Source organism: Candidatus Eisenbacteria bacterium (genome assembly GCA_005893275.1).
Classification (GTDB): Bacteria; Eisenbacteria; RBG-16-71-46; order SZUA-252; family SZUA-252; genus WS-7.
Map to the genome: position 1 here is coordinate 61,178 of VBOW01000013.1, position 21,387 is coordinate 82,564.

The 21,387-nt window shown below is 61.7% G+C and carries 19 protein-coding genes; 16 read left to right on the forward strand and 3 right to left on the reverse strand.

Going from position 1 to position 21,387, the window contains the following annotated elements; all coding sequences use genetic code 11:
* The first annotated feature begins 223 nt into the window (after positions 1-223).
* The 16 genes from E6K76_01045 (at position 224) to E6K76_01120 (ending at position 18,132) form a co-directional block, all read left to right on the forward strand.
* The gene (locus tag E6K76_01045) at positions 224-1,306 is read left to right on the forward strand and encodes a hypothetical protein (protein ID TMQ60612.1); all 1,083 of its coding nucleotides are present in this window, start codon (positions 224-226) and stop codon (positions 1,304-1,306) included.
* The gene (murJ, locus tag E6K76_01050) at positions 1,254-2,993 is read left to right on the forward strand and encodes a murein biosynthesis integral membrane protein MurJ (GenBank protein ID TMQ60613.1); all 1,740 of its coding nucleotides are present in this window, start codon (positions 1,254-1,256) and stop codon (positions 2,991-2,993) included. Before E6K76_01045 ends, murJ begins: the two co-directional genes overlap by 53 nt.
* Positions 2,822-4,144 (forward strand): glycosyltransferase family 4 protein, encoded by a 1,323-nt coding sequence (locus tag E6K76_01055; GenBank protein ID TMQ60614.1) that lies wholly within the window; start codon positions 2,822-2,824, stop codon positions 4,142-4,144. The genes murJ and E6K76_01055 overlap by 172 nt, the downstream gene beginning before the upstream one ends.
* Complete coding sequence (gene asnB, locus E6K76_01060; GenBank protein TMQ60615.1) at positions 4,145-6,052, forward strand: asparagine synthase (glutamine-hydrolyzing); 1,908 nt, start codon at positions 4,145-4,147, stop codon at positions 6,050-6,052.
* Entirely contained in the window at positions 6,045-7,253 is a 1,209-nt protein-coding gene (locus E6K76_01065; GenBank protein ID TMQ60616.1) for a glycosyltransferase family 4 protein, read from the forward strand. The genes asnB and E6K76_01065 overlap by 8 nt, the downstream gene beginning before the upstream one ends.
* Positions 7,250-8,503: an O-antigen ligase family protein gene (locus E6K76_01070; protein TMQ60617.1), complete on the forward strand. Its 1,254-nt coding sequence runs from the start codon at positions 7,250-7,252 to the stop codon at positions 8,501-8,503. The genes E6K76_01065 and E6K76_01070 overlap by 4 nt, the downstream gene beginning before the upstream one ends.
* On the forward strand, positions 8,488-9,744 hold the full coding sequence (locus tag E6K76_01075) for a glycosyltransferase family 1 protein (protein ID TMQ60618.1): 1,257 nt from the start codon (positions 8,488-8,490) through the stop codon (positions 9,742-9,744). The genes E6K76_01070 and E6K76_01075 overlap by 16 nt, the downstream gene beginning before the upstream one ends.
* Positions 9,741-10,958 (forward strand): glycosyltransferase family 1 protein, encoded by a 1,218-nt coding sequence (locus tag E6K76_01080; protein TMQ60619.1) that lies wholly within the window; start codon positions 9,741-9,743, stop codon positions 10,956-10,958. Before E6K76_01075 ends, E6K76_01080 begins: the two co-directional genes overlap by 4 nt.
* Positions 10,955-11,626: a methyltransferase domain-containing protein gene (locus tag E6K76_01085; GenBank protein TMQ60620.1), complete on the forward strand. Its 672-nt coding sequence runs from the start codon at positions 10,955-10,957 to the stop codon at positions 11,624-11,626. Before E6K76_01080 ends, E6K76_01085 begins: the two co-directional genes overlap by 4 nt.
* Complete coding sequence (locus E6K76_01090) at positions 11,623-12,405, forward strand: class I SAM-dependent methyltransferase (protein TMQ60621.1); 783 nt, start codon at positions 11,623-11,625, stop codon at positions 12,403-12,405. Before E6K76_01085 ends, E6K76_01090 begins: the two co-directional genes overlap by 4 nt.
* Positions 12,198-13,169, forward strand: a complete 972-nt coding sequence (locus E6K76_01095; GenBank protein ID TMQ60622.1) for a histidine phosphatase family protein — start codon at positions 12,198-12,200, stop codon at positions 13,167-13,169. The genes E6K76_01090 and E6K76_01095 overlap by 208 nt, the downstream gene beginning before the upstream one ends.
* Before the next feature lie 28 nt (positions 13,170-13,197).
* On the forward strand, positions 13,198-14,268 hold the full coding sequence (locus E6K76_01100; protein ID TMQ60623.1) for a GHMP kinase: 1,071 nt from the start codon (positions 13,198-13,200) through the stop codon (positions 14,266-14,268).
* Positions 14,238-15,689, forward strand: a complete 1,452-nt coding sequence (locus E6K76_01105; protein ID TMQ60624.1) for a hypothetical protein — start codon at positions 14,238-14,240, stop codon at positions 15,687-15,689. The genes E6K76_01100 and E6K76_01105 overlap by 31 nt, the downstream gene beginning before the upstream one ends.
* Positions 15,689-16,291: an SIS domain-containing protein gene (locus E6K76_01110; GenBank protein TMQ60625.1), complete on the forward strand. Its 603-nt coding sequence runs from the start codon at positions 15,689-15,691 to the stop codon at positions 16,289-16,291. The genes E6K76_01105 and E6K76_01110 overlap by 1 nt, the downstream gene beginning before the upstream one ends.
* 89 nt (positions 16,292-16,380) lie before the next feature.
* A complete protein-coding gene (locus tag E6K76_01115; protein ID TMQ60711.1) occupies positions 16,381-17,001 on the forward strand; it encodes a sugar transferase in 621 nt (206 codons plus the stop codon).
* The gene (locus E6K76_01120; GenBank protein ID TMQ60626.1) at positions 17,002-18,132 is read left to right on the forward strand and encodes an NAD-dependent epimerase/dehydratase family protein; all 1,131 of its coding nucleotides are present in this window, start codon (positions 17,002-17,004) and stop codon (positions 18,130-18,132) included.
* 9 nt (positions 18,133-18,141) lie between these two features.
* Here E6K76_01120 and E6K76_01125 read toward each other — a convergent pair whose 3' ends face one another.
* The 3 genes from E6K76_01125 to E6K76_01135 all read right to left on the reverse strand — a co-directional run bounded on the left by E6K76_01125 (position 18,142) and on the right by E6K76_01135 (position 21,240).
* Positions 18,142-19,752 carry a capsule assembly Wzi family protein gene (locus E6K76_01125; GenBank protein TMQ60627.1) on the reverse strand — a complete coding sequence of 537 codons (1,611 nt, stop codon included), beginning with the start codon at positions 19,750-19,752 and terminating at the stop codon, positions 18,142-18,144.
* 76 nt (positions 19,753-19,828) lie between these two features.
* A complete protein-coding gene (locus tag E6K76_01130) occupies positions 19,829-20,647 on the reverse strand; it encodes a hypothetical protein (GenBank protein ID TMQ60628.1) in 819 nt (272 codons plus the stop codon).
* Positions 20,644-21,240 (reverse strand): RNA polymerase sigma factor, encoded by a 597-nt coding sequence (locus E6K76_01135; GenBank protein ID TMQ60629.1) that lies wholly within the window; start codon positions 21,238-21,240, stop codon positions 20,644-20,646. The genes E6K76_01130 and E6K76_01135 overlap by 4 nt, the downstream gene beginning before the upstream one ends.
* Between the last annotated feature and the right edge of the window lie 147 nt (positions 21,241-21,387).

Below are 21,387 nucleotides of genomic sequence, written 5' to 3' on the forward strand. Positions count from 1 at the left end.
AGCGCAGTAGGGTCCGCCCCACTCGGGCATTGTGCTTGAGGCACCAGCCTCCGACAACCCCGAAGTCCAGTGGGGCGGCCAAATTTGTGCCGGACCGGTTGACCTCGGTTCGGGACCGTGGTATAGCTCTGACGGGATTCACCTCTCGGCGATTCTTGCCATCTTGCGCGTTTAAGGGATCGATCGTTGCGCGATCAGGGAGGGAGCGTAAGACGAAGCACGAATCCAAGTTCCTTCCGCACCACTTCCACGTGGTTATCGCGATTCCCACCCTTCTCGCCCCCGAGGCGACGAAGGAGTGAGGACTGTCGAGCGATCCCCCGACGCGGTCTTGCTTTCCGAATACCTGCGGCCGGTCTATCAAGAACGCTGGAATGTCGTGGGCTTCGCGCTTGTCTGCGGAATCTTTCTCTATCTCGCTTCTTTCCTCCTGCCCCCATCGTACTCGGCAACGACGATAGCAATTCCCATTGGGAATCAGGAAAAGCTGTCCTTGCTTGGGCAGCTTGGCACGGGATTGGAGGACTTAGGGATTCAGCCCTCCTCTCGTTCCAACTCGCCTGCGATGTATCCCGAAATCGTCAGAAGCAGGCGCCTTCTTGGGCAGGTTCTGAATACGCCGTGTCCCCCCGCGGTTGATGCGCGTCAGAAACCTCTTCTCGAGGTCCTGAGCGGCCCCAGCCGTGATAGAAAATCCTGGGAGAAGGCCCTCAAAGATGTGAGGAGGATGGTTTCCGCCTCTCTCGATAAACGCACCGGGGTACTCACCATCGAGGCGCGCGCGAAGAGCCCTGAGATCGCGGCATTCATCGCCAACAAGCTGGACTCCCTGCTGCAAGAATTTACTGTCCTTGCGTTTACCTCCCAGGCGAGCGCGAATCGAGTGTTTATCGAAGGAAGGCTTCTGGATACAGAGCAATCCCTTCGAGACGCAGAGGAACGACTGCGCGGCTTCAGGGAGAAGAACTTGCGTATCGGCAATTCCCCTCAGCTACTCATGGAGGATACGAGACTGGTCCGCTTACTCCGCGCAGAGGAGGAAGTATTCATCACGTTGAAGAGACAGTATGAAGTCGCGAAGATTCAGGAACGGAAAGATTTGCCCTTCATCAGCGTTCTCGATCCGGCTGAGCCACCCGTTTCCAGGAGTTCCCCCAAACGGGGCATGATGGCAGCCGGCGGCGTTCTTATAGGGATCTTGGGCGGATCCTGGTTCGCGATGGTTCGGTCGAAGGGGCCCGGTCAACCCGAGGATCGCGTACATCGTGACTCGGCATCTCCATCTGTACCGGCCGCCCAGGTGTGAGGTGAATTTGTCCGAATCTGGAGAGCCGGGCGCCCTCGCTATTCGACCCACGAGCCCATTCGCGTGCCAGGAAGCGCGCGCAGAAGTCGCGGCTCGCCGCGGTCCAGGACTTATCGCACTTTTCACGACGGTCGCTGGCTTTGGACTCCTGGCCAACGTCCTCGGCTACCTCCGAGAGATTGCCCTCGCGGCTTCCTACGGATCGTCCGCAACCACGGATGCGTTCTTTGGGGCCGTGTTCATCCCGAACACTCTCTACACGATCATTGCATCCGGGGCCGGTGCGGCCGTCCTCGTGCCTGTGCTGGTGGAGTATCGACAGAAGGGCGATGCGGAAGCGCGTGAGTTAGCCCTCACATTGCTGAATCTTACCTCCCTCATCCTCCTGATCCTGACGCTCGCGTTGACGCTCACCTCCTCTTTCTGGATTCGATTGGTTTTCCCCGGTTTCGCGTCCGGCACAAACAGGCTCGCGGTAGACCTCGCCTGGGTCCTCAATCCGTCGGTGCTGTTCCTCAGCGTCGCCGCAATTCTCGCCGGCGTGCTGAACGCGTTTGGGCACTTCCGCGTCGTGGCGGTCGCTCCCTGTATCGGTAACGTCGTCACCGTCCTGGCGATCTGCATGTCTGCGCACTGGGGAGGAATCCAGGGTGCTGCGCTCGGGGTTGCCATTGGTGCGCTGGTACAGTTCGCGGTCATGGCCTGGATGGCGTTCTCGAGGGCAGTGCGGTACAAGATGCGCTTGAGGATTGGGCATCCGGGGGTCAAAGCATTCGCAGGGATGGCTGCGCCCACAATTGCGTACCTCGTTGTGGCTTATCTCTCTCTTACAGCCGAGCGGGTCTTCGCCTCGGGGTTCAGCCCTGGAGCGCTTTCGATGCTGAGTTATGCGATGAGGCTTTTTGTTCTCCCGGCATCTATTGTAGCCGGATCCATTGCCACGGTTCTGCACACGGAGTTCTCCGTGTTTGCCAGCCGGGGAGAGATGGATCAGCTTGGTGTGAGCTTTCGCCGCGGTGTGGATCTGGCGATCCTCGTGTTGATACCTGTTTCAATCGGCGCGCTTGTGTTCAGCCGAACGATCGTGGCCGCAGCCTATGGCTATGGAAAATTCTCGGGCGAGAATGTCGGAACAACTGCCGCGACGTTCGCGGCCTATTCGCTCGGCATCATCCCGCTCGCCCTGGCCACACTCTGTCAGCGACTCTTCTACGCGCTACGAATGCCCCGCATGCTCCTGATCATTGAGTGTGCTGCCTTCGCCGTTTACCTGATCACGGCGCCAGCGCTCGGCCGCTTGTTCAGCCTTCCCGGGCTCGCTTTGGCGCGGTCTGGCTCGTTCTTTCTCGTCGGTGGCCTCTCGCTCGCGTTTGCAGTCTCGAGCTTGGCGCCGCAATACCGGCGTGTTTGGCTGATCGCACAGTTCGGCCGGTGTGGCCTTGCGGCGGTGCCTACGACCCTGTTCTGGATCGCCCTTGCCGCAGAGACAAGCCGGATGGATCCCTCCGCGGCGGGATGGGCACGGCTGTTTGTCCTCGTCGCCGGCGGAAGTGTGGGGGCGGCGTTGTACCTCGCGGTGGCCCACGCGCTCCGTTGCCGGGAAGCCGACAATGTCATTCGGGGTGGCGTTGGGCTCATCGCCCAGGCGGCCCGTGGGATTCGCCGCGTGAAGAGTTTCGCATCATGACTCCGCCACGTGCCCTGGAATCGAACGGGTCCATTCCGCTTGTCTCGCTCTGGCCGTTGCTCTCCGGACCTCCGTCCGGTATGGGCGCCTATTTCCGGGGATTACAGGGAGATGGCAGGTATGTGCGTTTCAAGGAGTTGATCTACCGATCGCGACGAGGCGTGGCTGCACCCGCGGTGCTGAGAAGGTTGGAGCATCAGTTTTTGGCTCCAATCCGAAACGGGCGGATCCTGGACGACATCGCCGATCGACCTTGGGTTCTCGGAGGGCAGCAGTTCGTCTCGCATTTTTCGCGTAGGAGGCTCGAGACCGCAACGGTCGTCGTCTTCGACCTGATCGACATCCTCTGTCCTGAATCAAACCTGACCTCCGGACAGGTTCGGACCACCTGGAAGGCCATGGAGAATGTCCGGTCCGCTCAAACGGTCGTCACCATCAGCGAGTATTCCCGCGAGAGAATCATAGGACTCTACGACATCGATCCGGATCGGGTATCGGTGATTCCCTTCGGGGTGGACGCGGTTCGATTTCGTCCCGGCAGCGGTGACCAGAAGGCAGCCTGCCGTGAAGCGTTCGGCCTGCCGAAATCCTCGCTCGTGGTGCTCTATGTCGGCTCCGAACAGCGACGAAAGAACCTTCCCACATTGATCGCGGGACTAGCACAGTATCGCAAGAAGGATGGTGATCTTGTCTTCGTGAAGGCGGGGGAATCCCAGTCCGACCTGGGTCGGAGTCGATTTTCTTCGGCGCTCAGAGCGAATCAGATGGAGCAGGCGACGATGCTTTTGCAGGAGCTCTCAGAAGGCCAGATGGCCGACTTATATCGGGCCGCCGATATCCTCGCCTTTCCGTCCGTAGAGGAAGGATGGGGGATACCCGTCCTCGAGGCGATGGCATCGGGTGTGCCCGTCCTCTCGAGCCGCATCCCGCCGGTTGTGGAGTTTGCCGGGGACACGGTCCTCTATGTCGATGATCCATTCAGCCCGGGTGATTGGAGTTCCGGACTTGCCGAGCTGAGGACCAACGACTCCCTGCGGGCAACCTTGAGCACGGCGGGCCGACGGAGAGCACTGGATTTAACTTGGGATCGGGCGCGCGGGCGATTTGCAGCGCGCACGCAATTGGGCGCGGTCTCAGTAGGGCAAACGTGAATGTGCGGAATCTTCGGGGTTGTGGGTGAAGGGGCCGCCCGATTCGATCGGCAGCGGCTGCGCAGTTATCGGAGAGTTCAGGAAAGCCGGGGACCGGACTCGTACGGGGAGTACGAGGACGCGCTCTGCTTCCTTGGGCATAACCGACTCCGGATCATCGACCTCTCTGAACGTGCGAGTCAGCCGATGGCGGCTGCAGGAGACCAACGGCAGCTCGTGTTTAATGGCGAGATCTACAACTATCGATCGCTCCGGCGGGACCTTGAATGCCGCCACAGGTTCCATTCGCAATCGGACACCGAGGTGCTCCTCTACCTGCTTCAAGACTACGGAGTCGGTGCTCTCGATCGCATCGAGGGCATGTTCGCGTTCGCGTTTTGGAACAGGTGTGATGGATCCCTACTGATCGCCCGGGATCGTTTCGGCGAAAAGCCTCTGTATTACTGCGAGGGACCTGAGTATGTCGGCTTCGCGTCCTCCGTCGCGGCGTTGCTCCACGCCGGATTGGCGGCGCCATCCCTCAGCCCTGCCGGGTTGTTCGGCGTACCCTGGTTAGGCTGTCCTACCTTTGGTCGTACACCTGTGCGCGGGGTTCGAAGTCTGAAGCCCGCTCACTACCTAGTGGTGAAAGACGGTCGCGCCGGTCAGGAGACATCCTATTGGCAGGCATCGGAACTTTCGCCTTTCCCGCCAGATACCCGAGAAGAAGAAGTTATCTCAACAATAGATCATCTGCTCCGCGAATCGGTTCGGGACCAGCTGGTGGCCGATGTTCCCGTTGGCCTGTTCTATAGTGGCGGGCTCGATTCGAGCACCATCGCTTCGTACGTCAGGGAACACTGTCAGCGACCCCTGCATACGTACTCCTTGGTTTTTGACCACCTGGATTACGATGAGTCCGCCCTCGCCGCGGAGGGCGCCAAGTTCTTTGCCTTTGACCATACGGCGGTCAGGATCCAACACGATGATGTTCTCATGCAGCTTCCGACGTTTCTTGACGCGCTCGACATACCCCTGGCAGACGGTTTGAACACCTATCTCGTGGCGAAGGCTGCGCACGACGCATTCACAGTCTCGCTCTCCGGGGTGGGTGGGGATGAGGCCTTTTGCGGGTATTCAACATTTCGCTACGTTAAGCTCCTGGAGCAGTTGAGAGCACTCCATGGGGTTCTGCCCAGTTGGAATGGTTCCAGGAACGAGCCGATTTCAACTGCAACCTCGTGGCCAGCCCGCGTCATGAGGTACCTGGCAGGCGGCCTGACCGATCCGGCGGCACAGTACGATGTAGCGCGGGCGATCTATACCTTCGACGAGTTGGCTACTCTTTTCACTCCTGAGTTCATTCGCGGCGCCTTGGATGAGGAGTCCGCCTTACCTCTCCTACGCGATTCTCTGCCCCAAAGCGAGTACCGGTGTGGCAGAACCATGAGCCACGTAACGCGGATGGAGCTCCAACGATATCTAGGACCGCTCCTCTTACCAGCGATCGATGTCATGAGCATGCGGTTCAGCATGGAAATACGCGCGCCGTTCCTGAACCGCCAGCTTGTCGAGTATCTCGTGCGCGTCCCAGACGAGATCAAGATGCCAGATCTGAATCGGAAGAGACTGCTTCATAGGCTAATGAGGGGTCGGCTTCCTGAACACGTACTTCGCCACCGAAAGCGCGGCTTCGGCTTGCCGCTCGAGCGCTGGATTCTAGAGCCGGGACTCCGGGATATAGTCACGGAAGTAGTCGCAAGCAAGAGGGCGGCTGGGCGAGGAATTTTCCAGGAGGCGGCGCTGAAGCGGGCGCTGGTGAGTCTCGACGCCTACTCAACGGGAGAGCGCATGCATCACCAAGAGTTCATGCGCCTCTGGATTCTCTACGTGATCGAGGAATGGATCCGGCGGAATTGCGATGACTAGGCCGATCCTGCTCATCGCGCGCGACTATCCGCGAATGGTCGGTGGAATCGCGCGTTACATCGGCCGGCTTTTCTCGAGCGTGCCCCCGGAGGATCTTGTGGTCATCAGGCACCTGGAGCCGGAGATGAGCGATTCGGAAAGGGGGCAGCGCTTCCGCGTCATCCATACAGGGCGGTACTCGGCATTTCTGCGTACCGGCAAGCTGGCGATACTGCCTCTGATCGTCAGCACCGTCCGACACGTCGCCGGCGAGCGGCGTTACAGACTCATCGTGGCAGAGCAGATTCAAACGGCCATTCCCGCGCTGATCGCCGCTCGGCTTCTCGGTGCGAGGCTGATCATTTTCGCTTACGGAATGGAAATCACGACCAGCCGGTGGTGGCGCGTGAAGGGCTGGGTGTTTCGGCAGGCCGACCAGGTAGTCACGATCAGTTCCTATTCGCGAACGCTGCTTGAACGGCTTGGGGTGTCCTCAAAGCGCATTGCGACGATACCGCCATCGGTAGATGCGGAACCCTTTAGCGATGCGCTTCAGATTTCCAAGCGCCAAGCTCGGGCACGCCTCGGAATATCCGCGGATGCGCGGGTTCTGTTGAGCGTGGCCGTGCTCAAGCAGCAATACAAAGGTATTGATACGACAATACGAGCCGCCAGCTTGCTTCGAAAGCAGTACCCCGGACTTCAGTACCTGGTCATTGGGGCAGGTCCTGATCGACCTCGGCTTGAAGGAATCGCGCTTGAATTAGGACTCGACGGACTCGTGAAGTTCCTGGGGTCGGTGGACGAAGCGACGAAGGGTCTTTGTTACGCCGCCTGCGACCTCTTCGTGCTGCCCAACCGAGTAGAGTATAGCCGCGGCGGGGAGCGGAGCGAGGGGTTCGGCATTGTGTTCCTCGAAGCCGCGCTCTTCGGAAGGCCATCGATCGGGGGCCAGGGAGGGAGCCTCGACGCAGTCCTGCACGGGGAAACCGGGCTGAGTGTGTTAGGCACGTCAGTCGAAGAGGTAGCCGGCGCCGCGGCAAGGCTGCTGGACGACCCACAACTTAGGGAGCAACTCAGCGAGGCGGGAAGGCGCCGTGCGTCCTTCGACTTTTCGACAGAGAGAGCGGCTGCGAGATTTCATGAGGAGTGTATTAGGAGCTTATGCGGCTCCGGGGAATCACGTGAAGAATCGATTGCGGGAGCCTCGGGAGGCGAATGACGTATCTCGCGTTGGTAAGCCTTGCGTTCCTGGCGGCACTGTACTCCACCGGACTGAAATACGTGCTGCACAACAGGTACGCACTACTTATCCCAGACTTCGCCTTCGCTTCGATCCTCCTTCTACTCATGGCCCGGGAGCTGGTCGAGCGTCGACCGATTCGTCGTGAAAATATTCCGTTGTTCCTGGCAGTTTGTGCATATCTCGTCACGGGGCTCTTGGAAATCGGGAACCCGAACGTCCCAAGCGTGAGAGCTGGGTTAGAGGGCTTTCGCAAGACGTGTCTGTATATTTCTCCGGCCCTCGTTGGTCTCTATCTGGGCTGGAGTCCCAATACCGCAAAGCGATTCATTCACATTCTCGCCTTAGCGACCGTTCCACTGTGCCTCTACAGCGTGAAGCAATTTCTTGCCCCAACCGCATTCGACCTCCAGATTCCGGAGCAAAACACGGCTGGCGAGGCTGTATACAACGTGTTCGGTGTTTACCGAGCAACGTCACTACTTGGCAGCCCGTTCGCGCTCGGGTTCATGGGGAATGTGGCTGTAGCCCTGGGGTTCTATCTCGCGGCGACACGCACAGCCGCTCCCTGGGTGTGGGTCGTGATCTGTGGCGGCGTTGCGGCAATCGTTGCGAGCTTGACGCGCGTAAGCATTGTCGCTGGGCTTGTGCTGGCAGCTGTGGCCCCGGCGATGATCCTAAGGGCCCACGGATGGATTTTGAGGTCCGGTGCGAGCATCATCCTACTCGCTTTGGTGGGGATGTCTCTTTCAATGACTCCGGTGGCGGGACAGGTTGCGAGATCTTTGGATTTACGGTATCTGGAAGAGGACCGAGCGTATGCCAGGTTCGAGGGATACGATGCGGGGCTCACTGAGCTCGCGAGGAGCCCGCTCATGGGGTATGGTGCCGGCAGCGCGGGCGACGGTCTCGATTCCTACTTCTCAGGCTCCGTCTATCTCCCCGCATCCCACAACGTCCTTCTGAAAATCGGATTCGAGCTCGGGCTTGTCGGACTGTTGGCCTTTCTCCTATTTTGTATCTCCTGGATCCGAATTGCGATACACCGATATCAGGCCGCTGCGAGTAGATCGGAGAAGGCGCTCATCGGTCTGGCCGGTTGCCTATTCATCGTATTCATCATACAGGGCGCGTCAGGCAGCGGAATCGACAGTTTCCCCGCGAATGCGATCACGTTCTTCATCATGGGACTTGTAGCAGGAACGAAGGGGCGATGTACCGAAATCTGATACTCATTCCATTTCATGACTGGCGGAAGTGCACGCGCGAAGGATTTCGCACCCGCGATGCACATTTGATCGAGGCGTTTACACGGGGCCGTGCCTTTGAGAACGTTCTGGTCGTAAGTCGACCCATTACACGCATTGAGCTCGCCAGGCATCGGGAGGCGCGAGATCCCGGATGGAACGTAATCCTTCGGGGACCGAAGTGGCACGTCTTCCGCGATCCCCGGGGTTGCTACGTCTTCGAGTATTTCGACCCCGGGCTCGTCGGACAGGTCTTGAACGGCAGGTCCTGGTTCTACAAGGCCTATGGCTCGACGGAGATGACATTGGGCCTCTTTGAGGCTCTTGGAAGGCTGGGGATGGACCGAGCGATCGCCGTCACTATGAACGTCCGAAGCGCCAGGCTCGCCATGCAATTGGCCGCGCGGGGAATTCCGGTCGTGTTTGACGCATGGGACAATTGGCTTCGTCTCCCCCTTGCACGGAATGAGCGTGGCCATGTCAGGAGGAGTTATGCCGATTTCGCTAAGATTGCACCGCTCTGGTTCACCAACTCGGAGAACAACCGCATAGAGTTCGAACGGCAGTTTGCCGTTGGTCGGTGCACTGTGGTTCCGAATGGAGTCGATCCCCATCGATTCCGGGGTTCCTTGAGGGAACCGAAAGAGTTCGAGGCGATTCCAAGGCCACGTGCGTTCTTCGGAGGCAAGATCACACATTTGTTCGACGTCGATCTTTTCAACGACGTGGCGCGTCGGCTCGAGCAGATTCAGTTTGTCGTGGCTGGCCAAATTATTGATAGAGCGGTGTGGGGGAAGATCAAGCGGGCTCAAAACGTTCATTATCTTGGCGATATTCATTATGAAGAGTATCCAGCGTATGTCATGTCCAGCGATATTTGCATGTTGCCGTACGTACGAGACGAAAAGTCCCATGGCGGCAACAGCATCAAGCTCTATGAGTATGCAGCTGCGGGGCGGCCCACGGTCTCAACCGCGGGTAACGGAGCGAACGAGATGCTGGGATTTCTATCAGTCGCGAATTCTGCGGAAGAGTTTGCGGAGGCGATTCTGAGGTGCATCGAGCGTGGAGAACGCGTGCCGGAGCTAGCGGAGTCGGAGTTTTCGTGGGACGAACGGGCACGAACCATGACCGAACACATGGCGACGTTCCGTGCGGAGGCTGCTGCCTGCGGGGCGCTGAGCCCACCGGAAGGAGAGCCTGGGACCGGCTGGCACGTATGAAGATTGCGCTTATCGGCACGAAGGGGATGAACTGGGGGCCTCACGTTTTCGGAGGGTTTGAGACCGCGGTGACGGAGCTCGCCCCACGCCTTGCGGCGGCAGGCTGTGATGTAACGGTCTATTGCAGGCGTCACCTGTACGGGCGAGGAGTTCTCACCGAGAAGGTGAACGGTGTCCGGCTCCGTTATGTCGGGGGGATCGAGTCGAAGAACTTCGGGACCATGACGAACGGCGTGCTGAGCGTGGCCGACGCGTTGCGATCCGCAACGGACGCGATCGTTCTCTTCAACACCGGCCTGGGCTGTCTGGTCCCGTGGATTCGGGCCGCGGGGTGCCGGGCTCTCATGCACCTGGACGGCCTCGAATGGCAGCGAGGCAAGTGGGGGTGGGCCGCGCGTAGAATGTTCGAGCTTGGTGCCCACGTCAGCGCGGGCTCTGCGGATGAGCTGATTGCTGACTCACGGGAGATCCAACGCGTCTACGGGAATCGGTACGGGCGGACCGGTGTGTTCATACCGTACGGGGCACGCCTCGTCCAGGACATCAGCGACTCGCTGCTACAGCCATATGGGATCGAGGCTGGGTCGTACTATCTGCTGGTCACCAGATTCGTTCCTGAGAATAATCCCCTGTTCGTCATCGAGGAGTTCCTTCGTGCGGGTACGAGAAGATCGCTGGTCATCCTCGGCGGCAACTTTTACAGATCCGCGTATGAAGGGCAAATCCGAGGAGTAAAGGATCCCCGCGTCTGCTTCGCTGGGTTCATTGCAGACCCTGAGCTTCTCTACGCCTTCTATCGCTATTCCTACGTCTACATCCATGGCCACTCGGTGGGCGGTACGAATCCCACCATGCTGGAGGCCCTGGCGAACTCCTGTTGCATCTTGGCCCTGGACACGCCGTTCAGTCGAGAGATGCTCGGTGGGGATCGGTACGGACTCTTCTGGCAGAAGAAGGATGGGGACTTGGCCGAGAGGATATCCCGAATCGATGCGGAGCCTGCGCTGGCGGACCGCTATCGGCTCGCCGCTGTGCAACGGATTCATGGTGAATACAACTGGGACCGCGTGGCGTCTCAGTACCTCGACCTTGTCGCTGCCCTCGTGCGCGGGAAGTCTTTGCCTAAGGGGCATCCCGTGACGAATGGAAGGATCGGGGCGGGCTGCCAAGAGGAGCCGGAGATCAGCGCGGGAGCCGAGGCGATCGGCGAATGAACGTGTCTGGTAGAACTTCGAGCGTCTCAGCCTACGACGCGCCGTACTACCTCAAGCGTGAGGCAAGCCCAACGCTGCTCGCCGAGATCGCAGCGGTCGCGGATTTGCTGGACCCGGAGCCGGGTGACCAAATACTCGAAGTGGGATGCGGGGGTGGCGCCCTTCTCTCCCGCCTCATTGCTCACGGATCCTGCCATGTAGTGGGTGTGGACTGGCTCCGCACCTCCGTCAATTTGGCACGCCGACGGAACTCTCGAGCAAGGTTGCTTCAGGGCGACGCATGCGCTCTTCCGTTTCCTGACGGACGGTTTGATAAGGTAGTCGCGCAACATCTGATCGAGCACTTCGACGATACGAAACGCGTGCTCACGGAGTGGCACCGCGTCCTCAAGCCCAAAGGGGTGCTGGTGATCGTTACGCCAAATATCGACTACCCGCATCCAGAATGGTTCGAGGATCCGACGCATCGCCACATTTTCTCCGAAGCCGATCTGCGTGACCACTTGAACGGGGCTGGCTTCTCGGTGGACGAGACCAGGATTATCAACCCATATGTCGGCAGCCTCTCCTTTCAATTCGCTGCGGCTCGTTACCTCCAGTTCCTCCGGCGGCTTCCTTGGTTCGGTCACCGGGGAATGAGTCTCGTAGCCTCGGCTTCACGCATATGAGAAGCCCGCGTACGGGACGCCTCTCGAATGATTCCGCGAATTGGGATGCCCGGTGGCAGCGGGACAGACTCACCCGGGGCCTCCAGCGGAGATCCCTGTGGGATGTCCTGGATGAAGTCAAGTTCGGCTACCTGCGGCCGATCATTCCGCGATCAGGAGGTTCGGCGTTGGAAGTGGGCTGCGGCTCAGCGCGGTTGCTCGGAATGCTCGCTCGATTAGGGTGGAAGACCACCGGTATTGATTTTGCCCGGTCAGCCCTCGATCTGGCGCAAGACCGGTTCCGAGCCGAGGCGCTCGATTCGGCCTGGGTTCGCTCTGATTGCCGCAGGCTTCCGTTTGCCGATGGATCCTACGATCTCGTGACCAGCACAGGCTTGCTGGAGCACTTCGGGGACCCTACGCCTGTGGTGTCCGAGATGCTTCGTGTTCTTCGCTCCGGCGGCGTTTTCTATTCGGACATCGTTCCGCGAAAATTCTCCCTGCTTCGCGCCCTCGACAGGGGCGGAAATGGGCCAGGAAACAACGAGATTTATGAGCGCCGATTCAGCCGAAGGAGCATTGAAACGTTCGTATCCAGTTTCACGGTGCTTCGGGAGGTTCGAGTTTTCCCAGCCGGTGTATTTCCGCCGCGGCAACTCTTTTCGAAGCGGATCGCGTTTTTGCACCAAAACGAATATGGAATCAACAGAGCATTCGCGAAGGTAGGTGCCCGGCTGGATGGGTCCTGGGTGGCCGACTGGTTGGGCTTCTATTACTTCGTCTCTGCGCGGAAGGTGTGAGTCCTCGAAGCGTAGATCACAGGTCTAACAGGGAGGTTGGACAAGTGACTGGCCCCGACGCCGACCACAAGAGGCTCGCTGCAAGCAGGGTGGGGATTGCTTCCGGGCGAACCGGCTCCCGTTTCCTAGCGACGCCGGTTTACGTCGTCCGGCACGGTCAAACCGTCTCCAATCTTCATCGCCGGTACGCTGGAATGGGCGCGGAGCCCCTCACTCTGGGAGGGCGCCGCGAATCCACCCGCCTCGCCCAACAGCTTCGGGGCGTCGGGCTCGGGGCGATCTGGACGAGTAGGGTCGCCCGAGCCCGAGAGACAGCCGCGATCCTTTCGGACGCTCTGGAAATCCCATTGCGAGACGAGGGCCGCCTCGATGAGATGCTCCTCGGTCCCTGGGAGGGTATGACCGAGGACGAGATAGCGCTGCGGCACCCGCGCGAATTCCAACTCTGGAACACGCGTCCGGATCTTCTCCAACTCGCTGGACGCGAGACGCTCGCGGAGCTGGCTGCCCGCGTCGCACCACTCCTAGCCGATGCAGGTTCGCAGACAGAACCGGTTCTCCTCGTAACCCACGTCGGTGTGATCCGTGTCCTCGCGCTTGCCGTTCTCGGTATCGAGCTCGCCGCGTACAAACTCGTGGCTGTTGCAAATCTTTCCTGCATGAAGATCGACGGGGCGGCGGGCGAGGTCGTTCGAATTCCCGGTCACCAGCCGGTGCGCGGGGAACTGGGCCTAGCCTCGGATTCCGTGGGTGCCGAACTGTGAACGCGCTTGGCCCTGCCGAGGCGCGCCCATGCTGATTGCGCGCGCCCCGCTCCGAGTCTCGTTCGCCGGTGGCGGCACGGATCTGGAGGCGTATTACTCCCGCTTCGGGGGCGCGGTCGTAAGCGCCACAATTAATAAGTACTTCTACGTATTTCTGAGCCGAACGATCGATGACATGGTACAAATCACTTCTTCCGAGTTTCGTACCTTCGAACGTGTGGACGCGGAGGAAGGGGACTCCGGCGAAGGAGACCTAGCGTATCTCAAATCCATCCTGAGTGAGTTCGGGATCGCGCGGGGACTTTGCGTCTTCACCGCCAGCGAGGTTCCCCCTGGAACGGGACTCGGCAGTTCCAGTACTGTGGCGGTCGCGCTCGTCAAAGCCTTGGCCACCCTTTGCCAAAGGCGTGCGAGCAAGCAGGAAATTGCCGAACTGGCTTCCTACATCGAAATCGTCAAGGAGGGGCGGCCGATCGGGCTCCAGGATCAATTCGCGGCCTCATTCGGAGGTCTCAACTGGATCGAGTTCCGGCCGGAGGGGACCTCGGTGTCCCCCATCCAGCTGTCGCTCGAGCTCCGCGATCAGTTGGAGCGCAGCCTGATGCTCTTCTACACGGGCGCGTCTCGAAACGCCGCAACCATCCTGGATTCGCAGAAGCGTTCCTCCTCCGACCGCAGCTCATCCGTGACCAAAAGCCTTCACGGAATCAAGGGGGACGCGTTCGCGATGCGCGAGGCGCTCGAAACCGGCAGGATGCGTGAAATCGGCGAGATCCTCCACCGATCCTGGCAGCGTAAGAGGCTGCTGGCGACCGGTGTCAGCAACGACCGCCTCGATCGGCTCTATCAGACCGCGCTCGACGCGGGCGCGAGTGGGGGCAAGATCACAGGAGCGGGTGGAGGCGGCTTCCTGCTCCTCTACTGCGAACCCGAAAATCAGGGGCGCGTCACGAGTGCTCTCCGGGGTTTCGGGGTCGCGCGAATGGCGTTCCATCTCGATGACGGCGGCGCTCAGGTGCTGGTGAATTCGGTGCCGCACGTTCCGGGCCTCTCCTACCCTGAGGGAAAATGGATCGGGACTGGCGCCGCCTCCGTTTAGGAATTATCGCGACCGATGCCGTCGCGATCGTGACCGCATACACCGCAGCGGCCGCGGTGAGATTCGGCGTGCCGGGGGTACTGCGAAACCCGGTGATCTGGGAGTCGTGCATTCTTCTCGGCATCGGGGGCCTCATCGTGACGCTCGCGCTCGCGTGGCAGCAGGGCACGTATCGCAGGAGTGCGCTGACGGACGGCCACCGCGTGTATCCGCTGCTCGTGACCGCCTCGACTTACGCAACCGTCGCGATGACCGTGCTCAGCCATTTCGCAGGTAGCCAGCTGCCCGCTTCGCGGGGGTGGCTCGTCGGATCTTGGAGCGGAAGCATTCTCGCGCTGTTCCTTTCACGGTTGATCTGGCGAGGGGTCGCGCTTCAGTGGCGCAAGGGCGGAGCCCTCATCAGGCGGGTTCTCATTGCTGGGGCAAACCAGCAGGGAATCGCGGTCGCACAACAGCTTCACGCTCCACTACGCCACGGAACAGTGGTCGTCGGATTCCTGGATGACTACCAGCGTCCCGGGACGGAAGTGCTACCGGGACTCGCGGTCGTCGGTCACCCCGGTTCGGCGCGGATCAAGGCCCGCGAGCTCAGAGCGGACGAGGTCGTGATCATCATGGGCGGCCTCGCCTGGGAAAGCCAACGCCAGCTCGCGGAACTGGTCACCCGTCCCGACTCACCGCTCGAGGGGAAGATTTCCGCGACCTTCTACGACCTCCTTACCACTTCGGCAGAGCTGAGCCATGTGGCGTACGTCCCTATGCTCAGCCTGAACCGCAACCGACTCTCGGGATTCAATGCGGCAACGAAGCGATCCCTCGATCAATCGATTTCGGGAGTGATGCTCCTCCTCCTTGCCCCTCTCTTCGGGTATTGGAGGGTGAAGGCGTGGATTTGCCGCTCTCCAATGTTCGAATTTCAACCCGTCCTTGGTACGTGCGGGCGGCCGTTCCGTCTCGCCGGGCTGAATGTACGGCTCACGTGCTCGCCGGTCCTGGCGAGGCTCCCGGCTCTCTGGAACGTGTTCTGCCAGGATTTGAGTCTCGTCGGGCCTCGGCCCATCCGGATGGAAGAGCTGCCGGCGCACGAGCGATGGCGCGCGAATCTCTTCGCCGTGCGCTCAGGGCTCACGGGTCTCTGGCGGCTTCGGGACGCGGAGGATGCGGTTGAAGAGAGGGTCGCGCTGGATCTCTACTACGTCCGGAACTGCACGCTCATGCTCGATCTGCAAATCCTGGCTCAGACAGGAAGAGAGTTGATTTGGCGCTGCATGGGAAGAAGAAGCCTGCTCGCGCGCTGGAACGCGAATGACGGGCCGAAGGCTGCCGTGCTCGAGGATGGATCCCAAGCTCCAGAGGCTGCGAGCTGGGAAGATGTCTTCGAGGGCGACCCAGCCGAGGCAACGGGGGAGGGACTGCGCTGATGATGTACGACGAGGTGAAGGAGTGGCTGGCCGGTGCACGCAGAGCGATCGAGGCGGTGGATGTGGCAGCCGTGGCTCGGGCCGGTGAGGCTCTGGCCGACGTGCGGTTCCGCGGCGGGACGATATTCGCAGCCGGGAACGGAGGGAGCGCAAGCACCGCGAATCATTTCGCGTGCGACCTCCAGAAAGCGACGAGGGTCGAGGGTCGGGGCACCCGCGCGATCTCTCTCAGCGACAACGCGGCCCTGCTCACCGCCTGGGGGAACGATCTCTCGTTTGACAGCGTGTTCGCCGAACAGCTGCGCCTGATGGCGGCGCGAGGCGACGCGCTCGTCCTGTTCTCCGTCAGTGGATCGTCGCCGAATCTCATCGAGGCGCTGTCGGTGGCGAGAGAAATGAATCTCATCACCGTGGCCCTCCTGGGACGGGACGGCGGACGCGCCGCGCTCATCGTGGATCACGCCGTGATCGTTGAGAGCGATGACTATGGCTGGGTCGAATCGGCCCACTTGGTTCTGGAGCATGTCCTCACCTGCTATGTCCGGCGCGCGATGAGAGAGCGTCTCGTGACAAACGGAGCGGTGGAGGAAGTCGTCCGTTGACGGCGTCGTCTCCGGCGCGCAGTGCGCCGGTCGCCGCGTCTCCGTCGCGCGAGCGCTCGGACGACCCCTTCGCGCTGCCACCACGCTACATGGCCGCCGGCATCCGCGCCCAACTCCTCCTGAAGCGGTGCCTCGACGTTACAGGAGCGACACTGGGGCTTGCTCTTCTGAGCCCGGTGTTCGCTACGATCGCCGTTGTGGTCCGACTCAGTTCGGGGAATCCGATCCTCTACCGGTGGAAGGTCGTGGGAGTCCGGGGCCGCCCCTTCACCGGGTACAAGTTCCGCACCATGATTCCCGAAGCCGATGCGCACCGGGCAGGTTTGGAGTCGAGGAACGAGATGACATCGCCGGTGTTCAAGATCCGTCATGATCCGCGCGTGACCAGTGTCGGACGGTGGCTGCGCCGTTTCAGCCTCGACGAGCTGCCCCAGCTCTGGAGCGTTCTCAAGGGAGATATGAGCCTCGTGGGTCCGCGCCCCCCGTTGCAGGAAGAGTGGAGCCGATTCGAAGCGTGGCAACGTCGCAAGCTGTCCGTCAAACCCGGGATCACCTGCCTGTGGCAGATTTCCGGCCGATCGGACATCCGGGATTTCACCGAATGGGTCCGTCTCGACATCGACTACATCGAACGCTGGACGCTCTGGCTCGATCTGAAGATCCTGCTCGCGACGATCGGGGCGATCGTCCGCTCGAGAGGAGCCTATTAGATGTCGAGGGCGCTGGTCACCGGCGGCGCTGGATTCATCGGTTCCCATGTGGTCGACGCGCTGCTCGCGCGCGGCATCGAGGTCCGGATCCTCGATCTCCTGACGCCTCCGGTCCACAACGGCCGTGTCCCCGAGTACGTTCCCGCCGATGCGGAATTCATCCGCGCCGACGTTCGCGATCCGGAATGCATGCGGAGAGCGCTCCGAGGAGTGCAGTACGTGTTTCACATGGCGGCGTATCAGGACTACCTCCCCGATTTCAGCACGTTCTTCACGACGAACGCGGCCTCCACGGCTCTCCTCTACGAGCTGATCGTTTCCGAGTCTCGAAACGTGGACTTGGTCGTGGTCGCTTCCTCCCAGGCGGTCTACGGCGAGGGTCGGCACCGATGCGCTGGCGATGGGGACGTCTATCCCGGTCCGCGCTCTGAAGAGCAGCTAACACATGGCGAATGGGATCACGCGTGTCCGCGGTGCAGACGTCCGCTGGAGGTCGCATGGACGGACGAAACAGTGATGAACCCGCATAATCCGTACGGTCTATCCAAGCGGGATCAGGACGAAATCGCCGTGAAGCTCGGTGCGCGCTACAAGATCCCCAGCGTCGCATTCCGGTACTCGATCGTTCAAGGACCGCGGCAATCCTTCCGGAACGCGTACTCAGGGGCCCTGCGCAATTTCACCGCGCAGCTCGGCTCCGGGATTCAGCCGGTAATTTACGAGGACGGGAATCAGCTGCGGGACTACGTCGGCATCCGCGACGTCGTTCGCGCGACGCTCCTCCCCCTGGAGAGGGCAGGAATGCACGGCGGCTCCTTCAATGTCGGGGGAGATCGCTCGATTTCGGTGCTCGACCTGGCGAAGCTGGTCGGGCATGCCGCCGGCATGGACTGCGAACCGCGAATCACTGGCCTCTATCGAGTGGGGGACACGAGGCACATCCGCTCCGACATTTCCCGGCTCAAGAGCCACGGGTGGGCGCCTGCCGAGAGCCTCGCGGATGTAGTGCGGGGATATGTCGCCTGGGCCACCGCGCATCCGGAGTTTCACAACGCCGCCGCCGCGGCCCAGGAAAGGATGAGGAGCTTGGGGGTCCTGAGGGAGGCGACGACTCCCCTCAGCTCGAAGTGAACCTGAACGCTACCACCGGGCCTGTACGTCGATCGAGCCGGTGACGTGTTGGCGGTCGGCTCCTGGAGCATGCTCGGCGTTGCTTATGTCCGAGTATCCGACACGCCCCTCCAGGGACAGGCCGGCCGATGGCCGAAATGCTATCCCCGCGCTGGCGCTCCACGTGCGCTCGACGACGCCCGAAAGAGGCACGTTGTCGACCTTTCCCAAAGCGGGATCCCAAGGCTGCCCGATCGACCCCTCCCCCTTTCGAACGCGCGCTGCGTGAATCGTCGCAGTCCAGGGCACACTCCAATCCAACCGAGCTTCCGTCCACGCCTGCTCGGCATCCGGCCCGAGCACATACCCGAGTGGGCGTCCCGCGAACTCGAAGTCGTGGCCGTGCCAGACCGTGTACACGAAGTCGTAGATCCGCGTGTACTCCGCCCGGACGGACGCGATCCGGTGGCCATTCAGAGCCCGCGCCGCGTGGAGACCGGTTTGCCATCCGATCTGCTTGGGCTTGAACGTCGACGCTATCGAGTAATCGTCGAGTAGGAACTCACCGTACCAGCGGAAACCGCGCGTCACGCTCCAGCTGAAGTCAACCGACGCCATGACGTTGTTCTTCTTGAATTTGTTCGTCGTATCCGTGGCTGCCGTGAACGCGTCCACGCGCTTTTCGATGAAGGTGTATGGGAAGGCGGGGATGAGATAATAGAAAAGTTGATCGGTGCCGTCGAAGCGCGCCTCCTCGGCCACTCCGAGCTCCAAGCCTTCACCGAGTCGGATACTCATACGGGACGCGGCATAGTAGAGCTGCTCGACAGGGTCCAGACTCGAGACGAACCAGGAGATTTCCAGGCCGCGCAAGATGCCGATGTCGAACCCGAGCCGGTCGAGCGCCGGCGCGGCATCCGAAACGCCCAGCGTCCCGGTGGCGCCTGGTCCCCATCGGACCCAGGAGTGGGCGAGCGTCGCACGTATGCGATGCGGCGCGTCGGCGCCTTCCAGCGCGAGGTAGGCGCGGTCGAGCCAGGCGTTGAAATCCACTCCCTCGGCGATCGCGAACTTGGTTCCGAAGTTGGGTGTGCCGTGGCCTCCTTGCGAGGCGGTACCGGCATACATATCGCCGAAGATCAACAAGCGGGTGGCCGCGCGCGCGCTCGCCTGAGCTCCGAGTCGATAGTCGCGATTCACGGTGGGCCGGCGGGACGGGTCCTCCTGGTAGAGCGCCACCGCGTAGGGTGATACCTCGAGCCGACGATCCTCATCGTTCAACGTCCACCCTGGGGGCCTGGCCCCTGGGGCATTCGGAGATACTTCGCGCTCGATGCGCAAGAAAGAAGGGTCTCCTTCGGCGCCGCCCTTGCGCAGCCGTAAATCGCTCAGGTACTCGAGCGCTTCCCCGCGAGTCCACGGCCGCCGGCTGACGAAAAACCCTGGCGCTCCGAAGCGGAGCGCCAAGGACTCGAGGTCGGAGTAGATCGGGCTTTCGACGGGGATTTCCTCAAGCGGGTCGTATACGGCGAGTGCGGGCCGTGGGATGGAGCAAAGCGCCCAAACGGAGCACGCCAGCGCGGCGATGGGGACGAGCACTCGCTCCCGGTGCCACCGCGCCTTCCCTGAAGGTGGCCGCATTGTGGGCGAGAATAGGGCGGGACTCCGGCCGCGTCCACAATTGCCTCGCGCGACGCGCCGCCCCGGTCCTCCGCCCCTAGTTCATCACCGCCTGCATGCGATCGCGAAGGTCGACCAGCCTGGGCCGCTCCGCATCGAGCATGTCGCCCGTCTTGGGCGTTTGGCCGCCGTGCGCGACCTCGCAGCGGGACCCCGGCCTCACCCGGGTCATCGCGCCCCGATGGGGACCGACATGGGCGGTTCCTTCGAGCACACAGACGCACGTGCCCGCAGGCTGGGCGATCACGGCAAGGGTGGTGCTCGTCACGCGGACCGTGGCGTCGGGTGTCGTGATCGCGAGGCGCGCGCCGTGGAAGCGCCTCCCGGTGGTGACGCGCAGCAGTCCGCCTGCCACATTGGCCCGGGCGCCTCGACCGAACCAGCGTCCGGGGGGCGGCGGGAGGACCATCTCGGTTCCGGGGGAGAGCTGCATCGCGAGGACCCCGGAGCTGACCAGATCCAGCTCCTTGGTGCTCTCGAGTCGAATTCGGGAGCCCGGCCTGATCCGACGCGTCAGCTCGGCCGTCTCGCGAACCGGGATCGAGAGGCCGTTCACGACGACGTTACCGGAGCCTCCGCTCGGGAGCGCGGTCCAGCGCGGCGGCTGGTTGAGCGCCGCGACGAGGAACGCGACCGCCGCGGCGGCCGAAAGTCCGGAGGCCCAACCAAGGATGGGACGCCGCCGGTGAGGCGAGATCGCCACGCCACGGGGGCGGTCGCCTACGCTGCCGGAGACGAAATCCCTCTTGAGGCGCTCGCGAAAGGAAGGCTCCGCGCGCGGAGGGGTCAGGCCGCGGATTCTTCCCAAGACCTCGGGCTCTCCGTCCCCTGAGTTTTCAGCTTCGCGATCGATCACTTGATCGTGCTCTCCAGCAGCTTTCCCAGCTCCGCCAAGGCGCGGGAGTAGCGCTTGCGCGCGGCAACCGGGGTCGTACCTGTCACCGATGCGATCTCCTCGTAGCTGAACCCTTGATACTCGCGCAATACCACGGCGGCCCGGAGCGATTCCGGTAATCTGCCGATCGCATCCTGCACGAGCTTCTCGCGCTCCGCGGCGATCAGCTCGCCTTCGGGGTCCTCCCGATTCGAGGGAATGGCTCCGTCCCCGTGGTCCGGATCATCGATCGATATCGATTGCCGCGAGAGCCGGTACGCGCCCGATCTCCACAGGTCGCGGCATACGTTGTAAGCGATCGTCGTGACCCACGCCCCGGGATCGCGATCCGGATCCAGGGTATGAGCCGCTCGGTGGAGCTTGAGAAAGACCTCCTGGGTCGCGTCCTCTGCCCAGTGCCTGTCGCCGAGCAATCGGTACACAAGGCCGTAGACGTGATCGAAATGCTGCTCGAAGAACGCGGCAAGCGCTTGCGGCTCACGCCGTCGGACCGCCTCTAATACCACTACGGACGGGGCCGCCGTCTGTGTCCGATCGCGAATGCTGCTTGTCACGCGCGCTCCATGGGCGCGTAATTATACGTGGGAGCCGGTGCCCGAGGGGTCAGGGCTGATCGTAGGCGAAGCATGCCTGTCGGCCGGCTCGCCATCTCACGGAGGGTTCCGCCATGGTCGCACTCGCCATCAGCTGGCTCAAGGACG

Excerpts from the sequence above, each read along its gene's own strand:
- E6K76_01120 (TMQ60626.1), top strand. The coding sequence starts at position 17,002 with ATGTCGAGGGCGCTGGTCACCGGCGGCGCTGGATTCATCGGTTCCCAT.
- E6K76_01110 (TMQ60625.1), top strand. The coding sequence starts at position 15,689 with ATGATGTACGACGAGGTGAAGGAGTGGCTGGCCGGTGCACGCAGAGCG.
- E6K76_01105 (TMQ60624.1), top strand. The coding sequence starts at position 14,238 with ATGGATCGGGACTGGCGCCGCCTCCGTTTAGGAATTATCGCGACCGAT.
- E6K76_01075 (TMQ60618.1), top strand. The coding sequence starts at position 8,488 with ATGTACCGAAATCTGATACTCATTCCATTTCATGACTGGCGGAAGTGC.
- E6K76_01085 (TMQ60620.1), top strand. The coding sequence starts at position 10,955 with ATGAACGTGTCTGGTAGAACTTCGAGCGTCTCAGCCTACGACGCGCCG.
- E6K76_01055 (TMQ60614.1), top strand. The coding sequence starts at position 2,822 with ATGGGCACGGCTGTTTGTCCTCGTCGCCGGCGGAAGTGTGGGGGCGGC.
- E6K76_01090 (TMQ60621.1), top strand. The coding sequence starts at position 11,623 with ATGAGAAGCCCGCGTACGGGACGCCTCTCGAATGATTCCGCGAATTGG.
- E6K76_01065 (TMQ60616.1), top strand. The coding sequence starts at position 6,045 with ATGACTAGGCCGATCCTGCTCATCGCGCGCGACTATCCGCGAATGGTC.
- E6K76_01115 (TMQ60711.1), top strand. The coding sequence starts at position 16,381 with ATGGCCGCCGGCATCCGCGCCCAACTCCTCCTGAAGCGGTGCCTCGAC.
- asnB (TMQ60615.1), top strand. The coding sequence starts at position 4,145 with ATGTGCGGAATCTTCGGGGTTGTGGGTGAAGGGGCCGCCCGATTCGAT.
- E6K76_01100 (TMQ60623.1), top strand. The coding sequence starts at position 13,198 with ATGCTGATTGCGCGCGCCCCGCTCCGAGTCTCGTTCGCCGGTGGCGGC.
- E6K76_01080 (TMQ60619.1), top strand. The coding sequence starts at position 9,741 with ATGAAGATTGCGCTTATCGGCACGAAGGGGATGAACTGGGGGCCTCAC.
- E6K76_01070 (TMQ60617.1), top strand. The coding sequence starts at position 7,250 with ATGACGTATCTCGCGTTGGTAAGCCTTGCGTTCCTGGCGGCACTGTAC.
- E6K76_01125 (TMQ60627.1), bottom strand. The coding sequence starts at position 19,752 with ATGCGGCCACCTTCAGGGAAGGCGCGGTGGCACCGGGAGCGAGTGCTC.